The following is a 16,205-nucleotide window of genomic DNA, read 5'->3' on the forward strand; positions in this document are numbered from 1 at the left end:
GCCCGTATGACACGTCGGGAAGATCCGGCGGCACAGATGGAGTTCAGGATTCTCGGCCCCACCGAGATCTGGGCCCGGGGGGCCCGTATCCCGCTCACCGCGGCCAAGCAGCGCACGGTGCTCGCGGCGCTCCTCGTCTCCCCCGGTCACTTCGTCTCCGATCAGTGGCTCGCCGAACTGCTGTGGGGGCCGGCGCCGCCCGCGACGATGTCCGCCCAGCTCTACACCTACGTCTCGCGGCTGCGGCGCAGCTGCGGTCCGGGGCTCCGGCTGGTGCGCAGGCACCGCGGCTACGGTCTGGTCCTGGGGGACGCGTGGTTCGACTGGGAGGTGTTCCAGCAACTCGCCGAGCAGGGGCGCGAGGACCTGGTGAAGCACCGCTACGCCGCGGCCGCGGCCTGTCTGGAGCCCGCACTGGCGCTGTGGAACGGCCCGGCGCTGTCGGACGTCACCGAGTTCCTGAGCCGGACCGAGCTTCCGCTGCTGGAGGAGGCCCGGCTGCGCGCGGTGGACAACCGGATGGCGGCCGTCCTTGCCCTGGGCCGGCACGACAGCGCCCTGCCCGAGCTGACCCGGCTGGTGGCGGAGCACCCCACGCGGGAGTCGCTGCGCGGCCAGCTGATGACCGCCCTGTACCGCTGCGACCGGCAGATGGACGCCCTGCGCGTGTACGAACAGGGGCGCCGCGTTCTCCACAAGGAGCTGGGCGTGGCCCCGGGGGCGTCGCTGCGGCAGTTGCACCGCGCGGTGCTGCTGGAGGCGCTGCCCGGCCCGGCCGCCGCCGAGCCACTGATCCTGACCGGGCCGTCCGCACCGGCCACCGCCGCACCCGTGGCCGGTGCGGCGGCCGGTCCGCGGTTCCACGGCCCGCACAGTCCGTGGACCGGCCTGGTACCGGCCATGCTGCCGATGGACACCGTGGGATTCGTCGGCCGCCGCGCCGAACTGGCCGATGTGCTGCGGGAGTTGCGCAGCACTAGGAGCGCGTACCGGGGCGTCGTGCTGACCGGTGCGGCCGGGATGGGCAAGACGGCGCTGGCCGTGCGCGCGGGGCATGCCTGCCGGGACGACTTCCGGCAGGGCCAGCTCTACATCGACCTGCGGGACGAGAACGGCGGCGCCAAGAATCCGCTGGATGTGCTCGGCAGCTTCCTGCGCGCGCTGACGTCCGTACGGGACGAGGACCTGCCCGGCACGCTGGACGAGCGCGTCCAGCTGTACCGCAGCGCGCTGTCCCGGCGCCGGGTCCTCGTCGTGCTCGACAACGCGGTGGACGACCGTCAGGTGCGGCCGCTGCTGGCGAGCGGCCCCGGCTGCCGGGTGCTGATCAGCGGCTGCCGTCCGCTGGCCTCGCTGGAGGGCGTCCGGGCGGTGCCGGTCGGGCGGCTCGACGACGCGGAGGCGCGGGAGCTGATCGTGGCGGGGGTCGGGCGTCGGCGCCTGGACGCCGAACCCGTCGCGGCCCGACGGATGCTGGAGCTGTGCGACGGGCTGCCGCTGGCCCTGCGGTTCTGCGCGGCCCGGCTGGTCGCCCGGCCGCACTGTCCGGTGGCCCGGCTGGTGGAGCGGCTGGAGCGCGGGGAGGTGCGGTCGGACGAGTGGGGGGAGGGGGCCCACGATCTGCGTACGGTGCTCCGCGCGAGCGTCATGCAACTGGAACCCCCGCTGCGTCCGGTCCTGCGCACGCTGGCCCGTACCGAGCCGGGCGTCTTCTCGCCGGCCGGTGTCGCGCGACGGCTGAACTGGTCCGAGGAGCGGGCCCGGGGGGCTCTGGACGCGCTGGTGGAGGGCGGGCTGCTGGAACTCGCCACGGCACCGGGCGGGTTCCTTCTCCACCCGTCGGGCGGCCCGTCCGCCCTGGCCCCGGCACAGGAGCGCTACCGGTGCACGCCCCTGGTCAGGCTCCTGGTGCACTGAGGGGCCCCGCGCGCTCACCCGCCGGTCGGGGTGCGGGCGCCTTCGTGAGGGCCGAGGGGTGTGGGGTGCGCCCGGTCGTGGTTACGGGGGTGGGGGGCTCGGGCCCGTTCCGTCAGTCGGTCGTCTGCCCGTCCCGTCAGTCGGTCGTCGGTGGGGTGCGGTGCTTGGGCCCGTCCGTCAGTCGGTCGTCGGGCCGGGCCGTTCGGACGTGGGGCCGGGCGGGGGGACACTCCCGCCGGGGGCGGCGGGCAGGGGGGCCTGCATGTCGTTGATGAACGCCGCCAGCAGCGCGGCCCAGCGCAGACCCTGGTCGTCCGCCGCCGAGCCGTCCTCCATGTCCAGTCCCCCGAGCTCGTCCGGGCCGAAGTCCGGGCCGAAGTCCCGGTCGGACGGGAACGGGCCCGGCCACGGTGCCGGGCGGGGCGCCTCCCCGGCTTCCCTGGCCTCCCCGGCTTTCCTGGCCTCCCCGGCCGACATGTGCCACCGCGCCCCTGTCGGGGTCTCCCGCCGCGGGTGTTCCGGACCGCCGCCCTCCGCCACTGCCGCCGGATCCGGTGCAGCCTCCTGGCTCATGTTCCCCTCCTCCTCGGGCCGCCCCTGCCGGGCGTTCCTTCCAGGGTTGGGTACGTGCCTATGCGCTTTCTATACTCCGGGTCCCCCGGATGCACACCGGCGCGCCACCCCCCGGCCCCCTGGCAGCTTCCTGTAGCGGGCATTGCCGTTGAGGGCGCGGGCGCAGTTCCATGGGCGCGTCAGGTGCAGTGCTCGCCCCTATAGCGGAGCCTCCCTGTCCGGCGGGCGATCCCCCCCCATGTTCCGCCGGGATGTCGGAGGCCCGGCCCCTTCGGGGGCCGGGCCGTCGGCCCGATGCGTGAGCGACCGCACCCTGCGCCTTTCCCCTGTGCGGAGAAGGAGGTTCCGGTGCCGGCCGCCCAGGCTCCCGACGAGGTCCGTCGGCCGAACACCCGGTGCCTCGCCGGCGCCGCCCGCGGCCGGCTGGCAGGAAGAGGCCAGTGCCGTTGCCGGGTGCGAAGGGCGGAGCCGATCCTCGGACCGCCGTCGTCGCCGGTGGACCCGGCTCCGGTACGTACCCGCCCCGTGCACACGTCACGACCCGCTGAAGAAGAGGACGAGGACATGACCGTCACGGCCCCGCCCGGCTCCGAACTGCTGGCCCATATCGCCGCGCAGGACCCGTCGTTCGAGCGACGGACGGCCGAGTCGCTGCTCGCCGTCGAGAAGCGCCTGCTGGACTGCGCGTCGGGCGCCCCCGATCCCCGGGTGGCGGAGCTGACGTGTCACCTCGCCGCGGCGGGCGGCAAGCGGCTGCGCCCGCTGCTCGTCCTGCTCGGCGCGGAGTTCGGCGAATCGTGGCGGGACGGGATCGTCGATGCCGCCGTGATCGCCGAACTCGTCCATATCTCCTCGCTCTACCACGACGACGTGATGGACGGGGCGGCCCTGCGGCACGGCGTGGACAGCGCCAACGCCCGCTGGGGCGAGCGCCTCGCCGTGGCGGGCGGCAACTGGCTGCTCGCCCGCGCCGCCCGGCTCGCCGCCGAACTGGGCCCGGACATGGTGCGGTTCCAGGCGGACGTGGCGAGCGAACTGGTCGTGGGCCAGCTGCGCGAGATGACCGGACCCGCCGAGGGCGAGGACCCCGTCAGCCACTTCTTCCAGGTCACCTCGGGCAAGACCGCGGCCCTGCTCTCCATGTCGCTGGGCGCCGGGGCGCTCCGGGCGGGGGCCCCGGCCGCGCACCGCGCCGCCCTCGCCGAGTACGGCGTCCAGCTGGGCATCGCCTTCCAGATATCCGACGACCTCCTCGACCTGGCCGCGCCCGCCGAGCTCACCGGCAAGGAGCAGGGCACGGACCTGGCCGCCGGGGTGCCGAGCCTGCCGGTGCTGCTGGCCACCGCCGATCCGGGCCCGGCCGGTGCCGAGCTGCGGGAGCTGCTGGCGGCCGGGCCGCTGGAGGACCCCGGTGACCGGCGGCGCGCGCTGGAGCTGTTCGCCGCCTCACCCGCTCCGGCGGGCGCACGCGCCCATCTGCGGCAGCGGCTGGACCGGGCGGGGGCCGTGCTGGAAACGCTGCCGCCCGGCCCGGCGCGCCGGGCCCTGTACGCCCTGTGCGACTACGTCGACACCCGTGTCGCCCGCACGGTGGCGGCGGCCCGCTGACTTGACCGGCAGACACGACAAGGGGGTTGGACATGCCACAGGAAACGATGGATGAACTCGCCGTTATCCGCGCCGAAGCGCTGCGTGGACCGAGCGACCGTGCGACCGAGGCGCAGCACGCGAAGGGGAAGCTGACGGCGCGTGAGCGTATCGGGCTGCTGCTGGACCCGGATTCGTTCAGGGAGGTCGAGCAGTTGCGTCGCCACCGGGCGACGGGGTTCGGTCTGGAGGCGAAGAGGCCTTATACGGACGGTGTGATCACGGGGTGGGGCACGGTCGAGGGCCGGACGGTCTTCGTGTACGCGCACGATTTCCGGATCTTCGGCGGGGCGCTGGGTGAGGCTCATGCGACGAAGATCCACAAGATCATGGACATGGCGATCTCGGCGGGTGCGCCGCTGGTGTCGCTGAACGACGGTGCGGGTGCGCGTATCCAGGAGGGCGTCTCGGCGCTGGCGGGGTACGGGGGGATCTTCCAGCGGAACACGCGGGCGTCGGGGGTGATCCCGCAGATCAGTGTGATGCTCGGTCCGTGTGCGGGCGGTGCGGCCTACAGTCCGGCGCTGACGGACTTCGTGTTCATGGTGCGTGAGACGTCGCAGATGTTCATCACGGGTCCGGACGTGGTGAAGGCGGTGACGGGCGAGGAGATCTCGCAGAACGGTCTGGGCGGTGCGGATGTGCACGCCGAGACGTCGGGCGTGGCGCATTTCGCGTACGACGACGAGGAGACCTGTATCGCGGAGGTCCGGTATCTGATCGGGATGCTGCCCTCGAACAACCGGGAGAACCCGCCGACGGTGGCGAGCGACGACCCGGCCGACCGGCGCGGTGACGTCCTGCTGGACCTGGTCCCCGCCGACGGCAACCGCCCGTACGACATGCACAAGGTCATCGAGGAGCTCGTCGACGACGGCGACTACCTGGAGATCCACGAACGCTGGGCCACCAACATCATCTGCGCGATGGCCCGGCTCGACGGCCATGTCGTGGGCGTCGTGGCCAGCCAGCCCCTGTCGTACGCCGGGGTGCTGGACATCCACTCCTCCGAGAAGGCCGCCCGCTTCGTACAGTTCTGCGACGCGTTCAACATCCCGCTGGTGACCCTGGTCGACGTACCCGGCTTCCTGCCCGGTGTCGATCAGGAGCACGGTGGGATCATCCGGCACGGCGCGAAGCTCCTGTACGCGTACTGCAACGCCACCGTGCCGAGGATCTCGCTGATCCTGCGCAAGGCCTACGGAGGCGCCTACATCGTCATGGACAGCCAGTCCATCGGCGCGGACCTCTGTTACGCCTGGCCCACCAACGAGATCGCGGTCATGGGCGCGGAGGGTGCGGCGAACGTCATCTTCCGTCGCCGGATCGCCGAGTCCGACGACCCCGAGGGGGTGCGCGGCCAGCTGGTCAAGGAGTACAAGGCCGAGCTGATGCACCCCTACTACGCGGCCGAACGCGGCCTGGTGGACGACGTCATCGACCCCGCCCAGACGCGGCACCTGCTGATCCGCTCGCTGGAGATGCTCCGTTCCAAGCACGCCGATCTGCCGTCGCGCAAGCACGGCAACCAGCCCGCGTGAGTACCGCGTCGGGCCCGGACGGGTCCCTGCTGCGAGTGGTCCACGGGTCGCCGACCCCGGAGGAGCTGGCGGCGGCGGTCGCGGTGGTGCTCACCGCCCTCCAGCACCGCGGTGCGGCCGGACCGCACGGACCGACGCCCGCCCCGTGGCGCCGGGCGGAGTCGCCCGCCTCCCCACGGGTCTCCTGGCGGGGTGGTCGCTGAGGGCTGAATGCAGGTAACTGCACGGCGCCTTGCCGACGTTCACCGCCTTGCGGAACGTGGCGGTCCAAGTACAGGTACCCGGCGGTGGGCCCAAGCCGCAGCTCAAATTCGTGGAGGAATTCCCATGTTCCAAGGAATCGGGCGGTTCTCGGTGAACCGCCCATGGCTGGTCATCGCTCTCTGGCTGGTGGCCACCGCTGCTCTGATCGCGCTGGCACCGCAGTTGAAGCCGACGAACGACCAGGCGGAATTCCTCCCGTCGAGCTACGAGTCGGTGCAGGCCGCGAAGATCCAGCAGAACTCCTTTCCGCAGAGCCGTCAGCCGATGGCCATCGGCGTCGTCCAGCGCGCGGACGGCGGCGAGCTGACCGACGCCGACAAGAAGACCGTCGGTGAGGTCGCGGCCGGACTGCAGGGCAAGAAGTTCGACAGGATCAGCGAGGTGGTGGCGGACCCGAAGGCGGTCTCGCCGGACGGCAGGATCAGCCTCATCCATGTGTTCGCCTCGACGAAGACGCCGCAGGACGAGAAGCTGGTCGAGTCCGTCGGGAAGCTGCGGACCGAGGCCGCCGACCGGCTCCCGGGCAAGGACCTGAAGCTGGGCTTCACGGGGCCGTCCGCCACGGTGCTGGACTCGCAGGAGGCATCGGACAGCACCGACGCCATGGTCATGATGTCCACCCTGCTGCTCATCATCGTGCTGCTGCTGGTCATCTTCCGCAGCCCCGTCATCGCGTTGATGCCGGTGCTGATCATCGGGCTCGTGTTCATGGTGACCATGGGGGTCATCGCGTTCGCCAGCGAGATGGCCGGACTTGAGGCACCTGCCTCCATCTCCGCCATCCTCATCGTGGTGCTCTTCGGCGTCGGCACCGACTACACGCTCTTCCTGCTGTTCCGCTACCGCGAGTACCTGCGGGACGGCCAACAGCCCAAGGAGGCGCTGGCCCTGGCCGCCGGGCGGGTCGGCGAGACCATCGCGTCCGCCGCGGGTGTCGTCATCGCCGCGTTCCTCTCGCTGCTGCTGTCCTCCATGGGCATGCTCAGCAGCATGGGCATGTCGCTCGCGATCGCCGTCGCCGTCACGCTGATCGCCGCGCTGACGCTCGTTCCCGCGGTCTTCTCCCTGCTGGGCACCAAGGCGTTCTGGCCGTCCAAGGCCTGGCGCAAGCAGCCCAAGAACGTGATCGCGGGCCGCGTGGGCGGCTTCGCCTCCCGCAAGCCGGCTCTCATCACCCTCGTGTCCGGCGGTGTGCTGGCGGCACTGGCCGTGGGCGTGTTCGGCTTCACGGCGGAGTACGACACCGAGAGCTCGCTCCCGGACAACCTGGAGTCCGTCCAGGCGATGGAGCACCTCCAGCGCGGCTTCTCGGCCGGGCAGTCCGACCCGACGTCCGTCTATGTGAAGGCCGACGGCGGGGCGGCGCTCGACAAGGATGCGCTGGCCGCGTACGGCAAGGAGCTGGCGGGGGTCAAGGGCGTGGACACGGTGTCCCCGGCCCTGGTCAACCCGAAGGGCGACGTCGCGCAGTACAGCGTCGTGCTCGACTTCCGCCCGAGCGGCGACGAGGCCCTGAGCCTGGTCGGCGGTGAGCTGCGGGACACGGTCCACCGGGCCGCGCCGAAGGGCACCGAGCAGTACGTCGGCGGCAGCACGGCCGTGCTCGCGGACGTCCGTACCGCCGTCAACCGCGACTACAAGCTGGTGTTCCCGGTGGCCGCGGTGGCGATCATGGTCATCCTGGGCCTGATGCTGCGCAGCTTCATCGCCCCGGTGTACCTGATGATCTCGGTCGGTCTCGGATTCGGCGGCACGCTCGGCGCCACCGTCTGGATCTTCCAGGACGGCTCGAACGGGCTGCTGTTCATGCTCCCGGTCATCGTCTATCTCTTCGTGGTGGCCATCGGGACGGACTACAACATCCTGATGGTGGCCCGGCTGCGCGAGGAGATCCGGAGCGGCAAGGAGCCGCGTGAGGCCGTCCGGCTGGCCGTCACCCAGTCCGCTCCCACCATCGGCGCCGCCGCGGTCATCCTCGCGGGCACCTTCGGGGTGCTGATGCTCGCCGACAACTCCATGCTGAAGCAGATGGGCTTCGCGGTCGCGTTCGGGATCATGCTGAGCGCGTCCCTGATGGCGATTCTCCTGGTCCCGGCGGTCACCATGCTGGTGGGGCCGCGCGCCTGGTGGCCGGGCAACCGGCACGACCGGTCCGGCGACGGCGATCAGGAGCCGGTGCGCGAGCCCGATGCCGATGCGCTCGTCACCACACCGAGCCGCTAGCCCGGCAGGCGCTTGAGAGCTGTCCCACGGCCGCCGGTCGTCCCCCTGGTCCGAGAGCGGCCCGGGGGACGACCGGCGGCTGCCTTTTTCCCGCGGTGGCAACACCCGTGAACGGCATGCCCCTTGGACCTCCGGAACCCTGTGCAGCTTCCTGAAAGCGGAGGGGAGCCGCGTGCGGCCTATCGGTAACCTGCTGATACGGCGTCCTTGGTCATCAGGATTTCTGCCGTGGTGCCGGCCAGATATGAGGTGTGATGCACGAGCGCGAGTTCAGAGCTTTCGTTTCGATCGCGGAAACCGGACGAATGGATGCCGCGGCCCGACAACTCGGTTATTCCCAGCCGGCGATCACCTATCAGATCAAGTGTCTGGAACGGTCCCTCGGCTTCAAGCTGTTCACCCGGCACCCCAGCGGTGCGCGGCTGACCCGTGACGGGCGGATGGTCCTGTCCTCGGCGCAGGCCGTACTCATGCTGATCGACAACATCCGCAACATGCGCGGGGGCGAGGACGCCGAGGCCACCGGGCCGTCCGTGCGGGCCGCCGTCCCGGTGGGCGGGCAGAACCCCGCCTGAGGCGGACGCCGTACGGCGCCGACAGACGCGGGCGGGAGACTCCGCACTTCGGGCGGGAGACTCCGCACTTCGGGCGGGAGACTCCGCGCTTCGGGCGGGAGACTCCGCACTTCGGGCGGGAGACTCCGCGCTTCGGGCGGGAGACTCCGCACTTCGGGCGGGAGACTCCGTACGGAGAGTCCTTCCTCGCTTCATGGACACCCGGCCGGCGATTCCGGCCGGGTTGATAATGACGAATGCCGAGCACGTGGGAGAGAAGACGATGAGCACCAATCCCTTCGAGGACAACGACGCCAGCTATTACGTACTGGCCAATGAGGAGGGCCAGCACTCGCTGTGGCCCGCGTTCGCCGAGATTCCCGCGGGCTGGACGGTGAAGCACGGCCAGGACAGCCGTCAGGCATGCCTGGACTACGTCAACGAGAACTGGACCGACATGCGCCCGCTGAGCCTGGTGCGCCAGATGGAAGCCGCCAAGTAGTCCGGCGGCCGGAGAGGACGACCATGCAGACGGGTTCCCGCGCCGCGATATACCGGCCCAGGCCGCGCCCGAGGGCCGACCGGGTGCTGGTGTGCCTGAGTTACTGCGGCGGAGGCACCGCCCCGTTCCGGCGGTGGGCCGAAACCGTGCCGGACGACGTGGAGTTGGCGCTCGTCTGCTATCCGGGCCGGGAGGCGCGCTTCAACACGCCGTTCGCCCGTGACTGGGTCGCCCTGCGCGACGACGTGGTGCACGCGGTCCGGGGTCTCGTGGACCGGCCCTACACACTGTTCGGCCACAGCATGGGGTCCTGGGTGGCGTTCGAGACCGCGGCGCAGCTCGACCGCCTCGGCGTCACCCCGCCCTCGGCGCTCGTCGTTTCCGGCGGGGTGGCTCCGCACAAGCGGGAGTCGCGCACCGATGTACCCCGCTCGGCCGACAGCGACGACGCACTCGTCACCTGGATGCGCGAGTTCGGGCAGATGAGCGCGGTGGTCGCCAACGAACCGGATCTGCGCAAACTCGCGGTGGAACTGCTCCGTGCGGACCTGGAGGTCACGGAGTCCTACCGCTTCGTGCCGGGCACCCGGGCGACGGCGCCGCTGCGGGTCCTCTACGGCACCGAGGACACCGGCGCCTTCAGCGAGGTGGAGCGCGACTGGAAGTCCCTGGCGGACGGCGGCTTCGAGGCGCTGGAGCTGCCGGGCGGGCACTTCTACGAGGCGGACGTATGGGCCGGTCTGCCGCGGTGGTGCACCGAAGCCGCCCCGGACGCGGGGCGTTGAAGGGCTGCCCGGCACACCGCGGTCCCTTCCCGCGTGCCGGGCAGTCATCAGCAGTGAGGAACGCCGCGTCGACGAGGTCGGCGCGGCGTTCCTCACTGGGTCGCGGGTGTGGGTTCAGGCCGCCTCGCGCAGAGCGCGCCTGCGGTCGTGCAGGACCAGCAGGAGGACCATGCCCATGGTCACTCCCAGGACGGTGCCGGCCTGTCCGGCCAGCAGGAGCGACAGCTCGTACTCGGGGGAGGGGCGCTTCGTGCCGACGCTCGTGAGAAGGCTGTAGACGCTGTACGAGAAGAGCATGCCCGACGCGATCCAGGTCGCCGCCATGGGCGGCAGGAACCTCCGCGATCCCCGGCGGTTGGTCAGCACCAGGATGCCCCAGGCCCCCACGAAGGCCCAGACGCCGGTGCTCGCCGACAGCAGGTGCCACCACATGTCACGGTGCACCAGCTTGACCGGGTCGAGGCCGAGGGTGCCGCCGACCGCCCAGAACAGCTTGACGGCGCCGAGCCCGGCGCAGCCCACGGCGAGCAGCCGGGCCGCGGTGGTCTGCAACGTCCGGCTGTTTCCGGGGGTGTCCGCGTGGTCGGTCGGCCCGCCCAGGGCCTCCGGCCACCGGCTCCTGGCGTAGCCCGCCAGGGCGAGCGGCAGGCCGATGCCGACGCCGACCAGCGAGATCATGACGAAGACCTGCTCGTAGACCCAGAAGTCGGTGGAGGAGTCCGCCTGTTCGTCGCGGGACATGGCGGCCGGGCCGAGCACCGGGGCCAGCACCAGCATGGGGACGAGCAGCCCGGTGCCCACCCAGACGGGCAGGATGATCAGCCAGGAGGGGAGCCGTTCGCCCCAGGGCCGGATGAACGCCATCGCCAGCAGAATGCCCACCGCGGCGAGAACCGCGGTGGTCGCATTGATGGCGCGCCAATCGGCTTCGCCCATTTCCTCGGTCGGGAGGAAGAGGCCGAACGCCCAGGCGATTTTGATCAGCATGTACGGCATAACCGCAATGGCGGTGCCATAGCCGCAGATTCTGCGTATCTTGAGCAATCGTGAGGTCGGTTGCGCCGCCATTACTGTCATGTGGGCACAATATCCGAGCCGTCATTGGGGGTCAAAGTTTTCTCCCCCCTTATACAGGTATGCGCTTTTCGGTGGTTCTGTGAAATCCGGGTCGGGCGGGGCCGGTAAGTGCTATGGCGGTGAGATGGCCGGATTCCGCTACGGACACCAGCAGCGCGGGCTCCGCCGCACGGGCCAGGGCGATCAGTTCCAGCAGGCCGGACACCGCGCAGTGCCGGGCCTCGGCCATCGCCGCGGCGGGGTCGCGCAGCGAGCCTCCCCCGGCGCCGAGCGCCGCCGCGACGGCGTCGCGGACCGCGCCGCCGAAGGGCGCGGCACCGGCCGGACCGCTGACGACGAGCCGCAGGCCGTTCGTGCCGTCGGCCAGGGCGGCGATCCGCCGTCCGGCCGCCGCGAGCGCCGCCGGGTCCCAGGCACCGTCGGCGCCCCGGGCGACGAACCGGGAGAGCCCGCCGGTGAGCGTGGCGAGCGCACCGGTCCGGTCGGCCGGGTCCGGTGCCGACAGGACGACGGCGGCGGCACCGTCGTACTGACCACCGCCGCTCCCCGTGCCGTCCCCGTCGGGCGCCCGGTCGGTCGCCGCGGCCACCACCCGGTCGGCACGGCCGGTACGCAGCGCGGTCATCGCGAAGTGCACCGCCTCCAGGCCCGCGGTGACGGGGTTGGTCAGCGTGACCGAGAAGGCGCGGGCGCCCACCGTGATGGCCAGCTGGCTGCCGGGGGTGCTCATCGAGAACGCGGGCACCTCGGCCGGGCTGATACCCCGGACGCCCTCGGTGCGCAGGATGTCGTCCATCCGCCGGTGCGCGCGGTCGATCGCGTACTGGGTGCCGGTGACCACACCGAGGCGGCTGCTCGGCCCGCCGGTGAGGGGTGGGTCGTCATGGCGTCTGCCGAGCGCCAGGTGTCCGGCCGCGAGCAGATAGCGGGTGGCCGGGCTGTAGTACTTCCACCCGCGCCGGCCGAGATGCCCGGCCGGGTCGAACCAGGCGGCGTCACCCGGCTCCCCGGCCGTCCGGGGCTCCTGCGCGACCGCGCCGGCGCTCGTGATCAGGACGTTCATCCGGTGGCCTCCCAGGCGAGCACCGCGTTGTTGCCGCCGAAACCGGTGCCGCTCACCAGCACCGACGGCCGGGACAGGGGGACCGGCCCGCCCAGGGGCACATCCATCGGACAGGTGGGATCGACGCTCGTCACATGGGCGTTCGGCGGAACCAGACCGTGCCGCAGGATGCGGGCCGCTATCACGCAGCCGAAGACACCCGCGGCGCCCGCGGTGTGGCCCATCACCGCCTTCGGCGCGTACCCGGCGACCTCGGCGGCGTCGCCGCCCGCGGCCGTCACGGCCCCGCTGACCGCGGTGCTCTCCACGGAGTCGTTGAGCGCCACCCCGGCCCGGTGCAGCACCACGGCACCGGGGGGCCCGGAGGTGGTGGCGAGGGCCTGGGCGACCGACCGGCCCAGCTGTTCGCCGGACGGCTCCGGGGCCATCGGGTGGTGGGCGTCGCAGCTCCAGCCCTGCCCGGCGAGCACCGCCTGCGCGCTCACACCCCGGCGCCGGGCGGACTCGGCCGACTCCAGCACCACGGCCGCCGCGCCCTCGCCGGTGACCATGCCCGCACGGCCGGTGTCGAAGGGGCGGCAGCACAGCGGGTCCAGCAGCCCGAACCGGTGCAGTGTGCCGACCGCGACCCGTGAGAAGGCGTCGCCGCCGCAGGCGATGACGACATCGGCCTGCCCGGTCTCGATCAGCTCGGCGGCCCAGCCCACCGCGTACGTCCCGGCGGAGCAGGCGGTGGACAGGGTGTGGCCGGGCCCGCCGATCCCGAACCGGCCGGCGACCACGGCGGCCACCCGGTGGGTGGCGGCCGGCCGGCCCGGCGCCTCGGGCCCCTCCGCCAGGTCGATGTCACCGAGCGACGTGCCGACGGTCAGCCCCGCGTCGAGCAGGTCCTCGCGCGTCAGCCCGGCCTCGGCGACCGCCTCCGCGACCGCCGAGAGCAGCAGCGCGCCGGTTCGCCCGGCACCTTCGCCGTCGGCGGCCGGGGACCCCGGCGCCGCCGGGTCCGGATCGGCCGCGTACAGAGGGGGGTGCTCCGGCAGCCCGCAGGCGTCCGGGGCGGGCACCGGCAGCCGGTCGGCACGCAGCAGACCGTCCCACAGCGCGTCGACTCCGGCGCCGAAGCAGGTCACCGCTCCCAGCCCCGTGACCACGACCGTCACCGGCGCACCTCACTCCTGTGGACCGTACAAAACAATTCTCGATACCGACCAGAGTGCCTTCGGTAAAGAGCCGCGGCCGTCGCGCCTGCAAGTACCTGCAGTATTCCCGTGCGCGTCTCCTCGCCCGTAAGACCCCTGCAATACCATCGGCGGCGATCAACGCGGCTCCGTACGGTCCGGAAAAGTGGGACCCGGAATGACGTGAAGCCGAATGAATGGCCAAAGGAAAGGGAATCCGGTGAGTGCCGAAATCACGCTGAATACGTCGGAACTCCGGGAGCTGGTGGCGGACACCCTGGATGTCGAATCCTCGGCGCTGACCGACGACGCGCTCTTCATCGAGGAGCTGGGGGTCGACTCGGTGGTGGCTCTGGAACTCGCGGTCACCCTGGAACAGCGTTACGGGATCAGGATTCCCGAGGAGGAGCTGGTCGAGCTCCGCACGTTTCCCGACATCCGCGACCTGCTCAGCCGGAAGCTGGGCGGTTGACGGGCGTGCGGCCGGCCGGTTCACCGGACACCGGCGGGAGTGCCGCCTCCTATTTCCTGATCGAGAGCAAGGGGAACTGGGCGGGCCCCAACGCGGGCACCTTTCTCCTGGACGCCGCGGCGCTCGCCGGAGCCGGCCACCGGGTGCGGGTCTATCTCGTCGAGGACGGGGTGCTCAGCGCCGTGGGCACCGAGGTGCCGGAGATCGAGCGCCTCGCCGGGGCCGGGGTCGAGATCCTCGTGGACGACTTCTCGGCGGCGCAGCGCGCGCTCGGCGCCATGACGCTGTCGCCGCACGTGAGACTCGCCGGGATGGAGACCGTCGCGGCGGCGCTGGCCGAGGACGACTGCAGAGGTGTGTGGCACTGATGGGTACCCCCATGAAGCGCCGGATGTGGGACCTGCTGCTCATCCTGACGGCGGCCCCGCACTCCAGCGATGTGGTGACCTCCGCGCTGCGGCTCTCGCACGCGGTGCTCGACAACGGCGGCTCGGTACGGATCTGGGCGTGCGGTTACGCCAACATGCTCACCCAGAACACGTTCGGTGACACCAAGCTGCCCAACACCCGTGACCCGGACGGGCATTACCCCTCGTCGTCGGCGATCGTGGCCCGGCTGACGGCCGACAGCGGTGGCCGCTTCGGCTGGATCACCTGCACTGCGTGCGCCGAGGAGCGCGGCGCGACCCACCACATCCCGCAGGTGCGGCACCGCTCGCCGCTCCGGCTGGCGGGGACCATGGCCGCGGCCAGGCAGACGCTCTACCTCGGGGGAGCCTGATGACCACCACCTCACAGGAACGGCCGCGTCAGCGGGTGCTCTGCGTGCTCGACCGCGCCTACCGGGGCGCCGTGGAGGTGCAGTTCTTCCACCCGCTGTACGGACTGCTCGACCTGCACGACCAGTTCGAGCAGGTGGATCTGGCGCTGCGCGGTGCGACGGTGACGATGGCCGTCGAGGAGAACGACTACGTACCGACCGTGCGGATCGGCTCGACGGTGCTGGACACGCTGCCCGACTACCGGGGTGCCGTGCGGGACCTGCTCGCCGAGGGGTTCAGCGTCTTCGTGGACGCGAGCGCCCTGGCCGGACTCGGCGTCACCCCGGAGCAGCTGGTGCCGGGTGTGACCACTCTCGCCCCGGCCGAACTGGCGGTCCGCTGGCCGGAGTACGACCAGGTGTGGTTCGTATGACCGGCGGCATTCCGCCCCGGTCCGGGGAGCGGGCAGAGGCGCGGCGCACGTTCGCGACCCCGTTGTGCGCGGTCGACCGGCTGGAGCCGGACGCGGGCGGACCGGACCTCCGGTTCCGCGCGTTCAAGACGGTCAGCGCCGACGACCCGTACATGGAGGGGCACTTCCCCGGACTCACGCTGCTGCCCGCCGTGTTCGTCCTCGAAGCGCTCCGGCAGGCGCTGTCCACCCTGGTGGGCGGCGACGAACCGCTGAACCTGGTGGAGGTCGTCTCCGGCCGGTGGCGGGCGCCCATGCGCGGCGGTGACGAGATCCGGCTGGACGTCACGGCGAGGAAGGACGACGGCGGGCGATGGCGGGTCACCGCCGACGGGGTGCGGCAGGACGGTACCCCGGTCGTGGCCGCGAAGGTGGTGCTCGGCGACCGGGACACCGCCCCGGCCGGCGGACCGCTCGTCCCCGCGGGCGCGCCGCCCCTCCCGGCCGCCACCGCGTGCGGACCGGACTACACCGCGATCCTGGACCGGCTGCCGGTACGGCACCCCATGCTCCTGGTGGACCGGGTGGAATCCTTCGACCCCGGCCGGGAGATCACGACCGTGAAGGCCGTCTCCGGCTCCGAGCCCTGCTACCGGTCGATGGCGGACGGGCTCCCGCTGTCGCGGTACATGTACCCCAGGGCGCTGATGCTGGAGTCCTTCGGACAGTCCTCGGTGCTCCTGTGGCTGTCCAGCGGCACCACCGAAGGCGTACAGGTCGCCGCCGCCTTCCGTGACTGCCGCTTCGCCGGGGAGGTGCGGCCGGGTGCCGTACTGCGCCATGTGGCCCGGATCGACCGGCTGATGGCCGACAACGTCTTCGTGTCCGGGGAGACCTGGGACGGAGACCGGTGCGTCATGACGGTCGGCGCACTCATCGGTGCGAACCGGCCGCGCGAGCAGATGGACGGGGCGATGAACACGGCGCCCTGAGGCGCGCGGGCGTGACGACGAACGCGGCCCCAATCCCAGCCCGTCCGGCGCTTGAGGGCATCCCTTCCCCGACCCCGGGGGCCGCCGCCCCCAACCCCAGGTCCGGCAACCCAGCCCGTCCGGCGTTTGAGGACAGCCCGACCCCGGGGGCCGGCGACCCCACTCCCAGCCCCTCCGGCGTTTGAGGAGCGGGGCCCGGGGCAGCGCCCCGGTTTCGGGAAGGGGCGGGTAGGGGACCAGCCCG

The 16,205-nt window shown here is 71.9% G+C and carries 17 protein-coding genes; 13 read left to right on the forward strand and 4 right to left on the reverse strand.

Translation table 11 applies throughout. From position 1 onward, the window contains the following. Nucleotides 1–6 precede the first annotated feature (6 nt). Nucleotides 7–1,917, forward strand: a complete 1,911-nt coding sequence (locus A6A29_RS08905) for an AfsR/SARP family transcriptional regulator (protein WP_158074376.1) — start codon at nucleotides 7–9, stop codon at nucleotides 1,915–1,917. A 177-nt stretch (nucleotides 1,918–2,094) separates the two neighbouring features. Here A6A29_RS08905 and A6A29_RS45190 read toward each other — a convergent pair whose 3' ends face one another. After that, nucleotides 2,095–2,490 carry a hypothetical protein gene (locus tag A6A29_RS45190; protein WP_073719460.1) on the reverse strand — a complete coding sequence of 132 codons (396 nt, stop codon included), beginning with the start codon at nucleotides 2,488–2,490 and terminating at the stop codon, nucleotides 2,095–2,097. Nucleotides 2,491–3,054: 564 nt separating this feature from the next. Between A6A29_RS45190 and A6A29_RS08915 the strand changes: the two genes are divergently transcribed. From A6A29_RS08915 to A6A29_RS08950, 7 genes are all read left to right on the forward strand, one after another. Then, a complete protein-coding gene (locus tag A6A29_RS08915; protein ID WP_073719461.1) occupies nucleotides 3,055–4,098 on the forward strand; it encodes a polyprenyl synthetase family protein in 1,044 nt (347 codons plus the stop codon). Between the two features lie 32 nt (nucleotides 4,099–4,130). Then, nucleotides 4,131–5,678, forward strand: a complete 1,548-nt coding sequence (locus A6A29_RS08920; RefSeq protein ID WP_073719462.1) for an acyl-CoA carboxylase subunit beta — start codon at nucleotides 4,131–4,133, stop codon at nucleotides 5,676–5,678. Further along, nucleotides 5,675–5,881 (forward strand): acyl-CoA carboxylase epsilon subunit, encoded by a 207-nt coding sequence (locus A6A29_RS08925; RefSeq protein WP_073719463.1) that lies wholly within the window; start codon nucleotides 5,675–5,677, stop codon nucleotides 5,879–5,881. Before A6A29_RS08920 ends, A6A29_RS08925 begins: the two co-directional genes overlap by 4 nt. Nucleotides 5,882–6,005: 124 nt before the next feature. After that, nucleotides 6,006–8,165: an MMPL family transporter gene (locus A6A29_RS08930; RefSeq protein ID WP_073719464.1), complete on the forward strand. Its 2,160-nt coding sequence runs from the start codon at nucleotides 6,006–6,008 to the stop codon at nucleotides 8,163–8,165. Nucleotides 8,166–8,419: 254 nt separating this feature from the next. After that, nucleotides 8,420–8,740: a LysR family transcriptional regulator gene (locus A6A29_RS08935; protein WP_073719465.1), complete on the forward strand. Its 321-nt coding sequence runs from the start codon at nucleotides 8,420–8,422 to the stop codon at nucleotides 8,738–8,740. Nucleotides 8,741–9,002: 262 nt separating this feature from the next. Beyond that, a complete protein-coding gene (locus A6A29_RS08945) occupies nucleotides 9,003–9,221 on the forward strand; it encodes an MbtH family protein (RefSeq protein WP_073719651.1) in 219 nt (72 codons plus the stop codon). A 23-nt stretch (nucleotides 9,222–9,244) separates the two neighbouring features. Next, complete coding sequence (locus A6A29_RS08950) at nucleotides 9,245–10,006, forward strand: thioesterase II family protein (RefSeq protein WP_073719466.1); 762 nt, start codon at nucleotides 9,245–9,247, stop codon at nucleotides 10,004–10,006. Between the two features lie 114 nt (nucleotides 10,007–10,120). Here the strand turns inward: A6A29_RS08950 and A6A29_RS08955 are convergent, their stop codons facing one another. The 3 genes from A6A29_RS08955 to A6A29_RS08965 all read right to left on the reverse strand — a co-directional run bounded on the left by A6A29_RS08955 (nucleotide 10,121) and on the right by A6A29_RS08965 (nucleotide 13,306). Then, a complete protein-coding gene (locus A6A29_RS08955; RefSeq protein WP_198953029.1) occupies nucleotides 10,121–10,993 on the reverse strand; it encodes a hypothetical protein in 873 nt (290 codons plus the stop codon). Nucleotides 10,994–11,132: 139 nt separating this feature from the next. Next, nucleotides 11,133–12,146 (reverse strand): beta-ketoacyl synthase N-terminal-like domain-containing protein, encoded by a 1,014-nt coding sequence (locus A6A29_RS08960; RefSeq protein ID WP_073719468.1) that lies wholly within the window; start codon nucleotides 12,144–12,146, stop codon nucleotides 11,133–11,135. Continuing rightward, nucleotides 12,143–13,306 (reverse strand): beta-ketoacyl-[acyl-carrier-protein] synthase family protein, encoded by a 1,164-nt coding sequence (locus A6A29_RS08965; RefSeq protein ID WP_073719469.1) that lies wholly within the window; start codon nucleotides 13,304–13,306, stop codon nucleotides 12,143–12,145. Before A6A29_RS08965 ends, A6A29_RS08960 begins: the two co-directional genes overlap by 4 nt. Nucleotides 13,307–13,544: 238 nt before the next feature. On the opposite strand from A6A29_RS08965, the gene A6A29_RS08970 reads away from it, so the two are divergent. Genes A6A29_RS08970 through A6A29_RS42960 form a run of 5 tightly spaced genes read left to right on the forward strand, consistent with a single transcriptional unit; the run spans nucleotide 13,545 to nucleotide 15,961 of the window. Further along, nucleotides 13,545–13,796 (forward strand): acyl carrier protein, encoded by a 252-nt coding sequence (locus tag A6A29_RS08970; RefSeq protein ID WP_241838396.1) that lies wholly within the window; start codon nucleotides 13,545–13,547, stop codon nucleotides 13,794–13,796. Then, nucleotides 13,793–14,164 (forward strand): hypothetical protein, encoded by a 372-nt coding sequence (locus A6A29_RS08975; RefSeq protein ID WP_385730781.1) that lies wholly within the window; start codon nucleotides 13,793–13,795, stop codon nucleotides 14,162–14,164. Before A6A29_RS08970 ends, A6A29_RS08975 begins: the two co-directional genes overlap by 4 nt. Beyond that, a complete protein-coding gene (locus A6A29_RS08980) occupies nucleotides 14,164–14,577 on the forward strand; it encodes a hypothetical protein (RefSeq protein WP_143196965.1) in 414 nt (137 codons plus the stop codon). The genes A6A29_RS08975 and A6A29_RS08980 overlap by 1 nt, the downstream gene beginning before the upstream one ends. After that, entirely contained in the window at nucleotides 14,577–14,990 is a 414-nt protein-coding gene (locus A6A29_RS08985; protein ID WP_073719471.1) for a hypothetical protein, read from the forward strand. Before A6A29_RS08980 ends, A6A29_RS08985 begins: the two co-directional genes overlap by 1 nt. Next, nucleotides 14,987–15,961, forward strand: coding sequence for a 3-hydroxyacyl-ACP dehydratase FabZ family protein (locus tag A6A29_RS42960; protein ID WP_079182659.1), 975 nt, complete (start codon nucleotides 14,987–14,989; stop codon nucleotides 15,959–15,961). Before A6A29_RS08985 ends, A6A29_RS42960 begins: the two co-directional genes overlap by 4 nt. Nucleotides 15,962–16,205 lie beyond the last annotated feature (244 nt).

This window comes from Streptomyces sp. TSRI0281 (assembly GCF_001905125.1).
Classification (GTDB): domain Bacteria; phylum Actinomycetota; class Actinomycetes; order Streptomycetales; family Streptomycetaceae; genus Streptomyces.

Excerpts from the sequence above, each read along its gene's own strand:
- A6A29_RS08905 (WP_158074376.1), top strand. The coding sequence starts at position 7 with ATGACACGTCGGGAAGATCCGGCGGCACAGATGGAGTTCAGGATTCTC.
- A6A29_RS08935 (WP_073719465.1), top strand. The coding sequence starts at position 8,420 with ATGCACGAGCGCGAGTTCAGAGCTTTCGTTTCGATCGCGGAAACCGGA.
- A6A29_RS08955 (WP_198953029.1), bottom strand. The coding sequence starts at position 10,993 with ATGCTGATCAAAATCGCCTGGGCGTTCGGCCTCTTCCTCCCGACCGAG.
- A6A29_RS45190 (WP_073719460.1), bottom strand. The coding sequence starts at position 2,490 with ATGAGCCAGGAGGCTGCACCGGATCCGGCGGCAGTGGCGGAGGGCGGC.
- A6A29_RS08930 (WP_073719464.1), top strand. The coding sequence starts at position 6,006 with ATGTTCCAAGGAATCGGGCGGTTCTCGGTGAACCGCCCATGGCTGGTC.
- A6A29_RS08985 (WP_073719471.1), top strand. The coding sequence starts at position 14,577 with ATGACCACCACCTCACAGGAACGGCCGCGTCAGCGGGTGCTCTGCGTG.
- A6A29_RS08950 (WP_073719466.1), top strand. The coding sequence starts at position 9,245 with ATGCAGACGGGTTCCCGCGCCGCGATATACCGGCCCAGGCCGCGCCCG.
- A6A29_RS42960 (WP_079182659.1), top strand. The coding sequence starts at position 14,987 with ATGACCGGCGGCATTCCGCCCCGGTCCGGGGAGCGGGCAGAGGCGCGG.
- A6A29_RS08945 (WP_073719651.1), top strand. The coding sequence starts at position 9,003 with ATGAGCACCAATCCCTTCGAGGACAACGACGCCAGCTATTACGTACTG.
- A6A29_RS08920 (WP_073719462.1), top strand. The coding sequence starts at position 4,131 with ATGCCACAGGAAACGATGGATGAACTCGCCGTTATCCGCGCCGAAGCG.
- A6A29_RS08915 (WP_073719461.1), top strand. The coding sequence starts at position 3,055 with ATGACCGTCACGGCCCCGCCCGGCTCCGAACTGCTGGCCCATATCGCC.
- A6A29_RS08960 (WP_073719468.1), bottom strand. The coding sequence starts at position 12,146 with ATGAACGTCCTGATCACGAGCGCCGGCGCGGTCGCGCAGGAGCCCCGG.
- A6A29_RS08980 (WP_143196965.1), top strand. The coding sequence starts at position 14,164 with ATGGGTACCCCCATGAAGCGCCGGATGTGGGACCTGCTGCTCATCCTG.